Origin of the sequence: Rhodoblastus sp., from assembly GCF_041915505.1 — a bacterium.
Taxonomy (GTDB): Bacteria; Pseudomonadota; Alphaproteobacteria; order Rhizobiales; family Beijerinckiaceae; genus Rhodoblastus.
The window spans coordinates 1-2,337 of the sequence record NZ_JAYSBG010000462.1 but is presented as its reverse complement, the minus strand read 5'-3'; the positions used below and the strand labels follow the sequence as shown (position 1 = coordinate 2,337).

Below are 2,337 nucleotides of genomic sequence, written 5' to 3'. Positions count from 1 at the left end.
CCCCGGCTGGATTCGAACCAGCGGCCTGCCGCTTAGAAGGCGGCTGCTCTATCCAGCTGAGCTACGGGGCCCCGTCGCCCGACCGATCCCGAACCGTCAATGGGTCCAGGGCGCCAGGCGGTTGTTGCGGAAATTATCCGAATAGGACACGATGCGGCGCTTGAGCTCCTGCGGCTCCTCGACGCGATAGGCGATGCCGTTGCGCTCGCAATAAGCCACGGCCTCCTCGCGGGTGTCGAAGGTCAGCTTGATCTGGCTCTTCATGTCGCCCGAAGAGGTCCAGCCCATCAGCGGCTCGATGGTGCGCGCGCTTTCCGGCGTATATTCGAGCCGCCACAGCTTGGTCTTGCCCATGCCAGACTGGGTGGCGGGTTTCGAGGGACGATAAATGCGAGCCGTCATGACCGTTCCAATCTCCCATCCTCGACGCCCGCCCGGCGGAGCCGGACGCATTGGCGAGCCTGTGGTCGGGGCAGCAGGATTCGAACCTGCGACCTGAAGTACCCAAAACTTCCGCGCTACCAGGCTGCGCTATACCCCGACAGCGCCGTGAATTCGCTAGCATGGGCGACGCGCCCCGACAAGACCGCCCAAATCAGGTCCGGCAAGTCATCTGCGAAAGATCACGGTCTGAAAATGGCGTGCCGCACCAGATCGCCCGGTTTGAGCCCGATCTTGCGCGCATAGCCGGCATTGACCTCCAGCACGCTGAAGACCGGCCCCTTCGATGAAATGATTGCCTCGGACATGGGCTCGGCGTTTTCATGGATATGAGTCACCACCCCGGCCCGCGAAATGAAGATCATGTCGAGCGGAATCAGCGTGTTCTTCATCCACATCAGGATGGGCTGCTCGACATCGAACTGGAACAGCATCCCGCGATCCGCCGGCAGATAGGGACGCTCCATCAGCCCGTGCTCACGCTCGGCCTCGGTGCGCATCACCTCGACCGACAAAGCATGATCGACCGGATGCGCGCCTTTGGGATCGGTGACGATGGTCAGCGGCTCAAGGGCGACGGCCGCGCCGGATTCCAGCGCCCAGGCCGATGTGGAAAGAGCCGCGGATGAGGGGAGGAGAACGAGAGCGGCGGCGCCGATGAGCGGCAGCAGAAGCGCCAGGGAGCGCGCACGGCGCGAAAACAGGGCGGCAGACCCGAACAAACGCGCCATTACAACCTCTCACAAGTCCCACGCCGCCGGTCGTCTTTATCAGTGGGCGCTCGGCAGACGCGTCTCCAGGGTCCGCACTTCGGCGGCCATCAGTCCCTTCGGCCCGTCGCCGAACCGCGCCAGCAGCGAATCGCCGGGTTTCAGATCGGCTATGCCGTAGCGGCGCAGGGTCTCCATATGGATGAAGATGTCTTCGGTGCCTTCGCCGCGGGTCAGGAAACCGAATCCCTTCACACGATTGAACCATTTCACCACGACAATTTCAAAACCGCCGACCGCCTGCGCCACGCAATGGGTGCGGGCCATCGGCAATTGCGCGGGATGAACGGCGGTGGATTCGTCCATGGACAGGATGCGGAACACCTGCAGGCCGCGCGACCGGTTCTGCGCCTGACAAACCACAGCCGCGCCCTCGGGCGCCGTCTGATAGCCGTCGCGCCTCAGCACCGTGACATGAAGCAGAACGTCGGCCAGACCGTTATCCGGCACGACAAAGCCAAAGCCCTTGGCCATGTCGAACCATTTGATCCGTCCACGGATCTCAATGACCTCCGCGGCGGCTTCCGCCGCCGCCCCGGATTCGAGATCTTGCGAAAGTCCAGGGTGTTCACTGGCGCCCAATGAAGCGGCTCCCGATCTAAATGGCTAAATCCTGTATACCGACCAGGGTTGGTCCCCAGTTCATCTCTTCGAAAGAGCTGAGAATCACTTGATTAAGGATAGCATCGAGAATCGGCGTTCCTAGCCGTTTTTTACGGCGGCAAGGTTATCCCACATATTTTTTGTCATGGACCAGGCCATGGCGCGTCGCTCAGATCTCGTGCTTCCGCGACGCGCGGCCCGCGAGGGCCGCGGCCTGTTCGCGCCATTGCGCGCGCGCGACGAGGCCCGGCGAGGCGAGGAAGGAATCGACCCAGCGGCTATTGTCGGGCGACCAGGCGGCGATCTGGCGGAAGGTCCAGACGCCCAGCAGATTCAGCCGTTGCGCCGTCGCCTCGTCCAGCCCCGCGATCCGACTCAAATCATCGGCCGCGCCGCCGGGCGGCGCCAGCAGGCCGAACGGCCGTTCGCCCGGATAAAGCGAGTCATGGGCGCCGCGCGGCGCGGCTTGCGGCAGGCCCGCGCTCAAGGCCAGAGCGGCGCCGTCGTCAAGCGCAGGCTCTTC

General features: G+C 63.8%; 3 protein-coding genes, 1 tRNA gene and 1 pseudogene. All 5 read right to left on the bottom strand.

Annotated features, from left to right (window positions below):
- Positions 1-96 precede the first annotated feature (96 nt).
- Positions 97-402, bottom strand: a complete 306-nt coding sequence (locus ACE3S9_RS18645; RefSeq protein WP_374547969.1) for an ETC complex I subunit — start codon at positions 400-402, stop codon at positions 97-99.
- 62 nt (positions 403-464) lie between these two features.
- Positions 465-541 (bottom strand) — tRNA-Pro (locus ACE3S9_RS18640).
- An 82-nt stretch (positions 542-623) separates the two neighbouring features.
- Positions 624-1,172: a DUF192 domain-containing protein gene (locus ACE3S9_RS18635; RefSeq protein WP_374547968.1), complete on the bottom strand. Its 549-nt coding sequence runs from the start codon at positions 1,170-1,172 to the stop codon at positions 624-626.
- A 39-nt stretch (positions 1,173-1,211) separates the two neighbouring features.
- On the bottom strand, positions 1,212-1,793 hold the full coding sequence (locus ACE3S9_RS18630; protein ID WP_374547967.1) for a cold-shock protein: 582 nt from the start codon (positions 1,791-1,793) through the stop codon (positions 1,212-1,214).
- 190 nt (positions 1,794-1,983) lie between these two features.
- Positions 1,984-2,337: pseudogene (locus ACE3S9_RS18625) on the bottom strand (cell envelope biogenesis protein TolA); the annotation flags it as partial.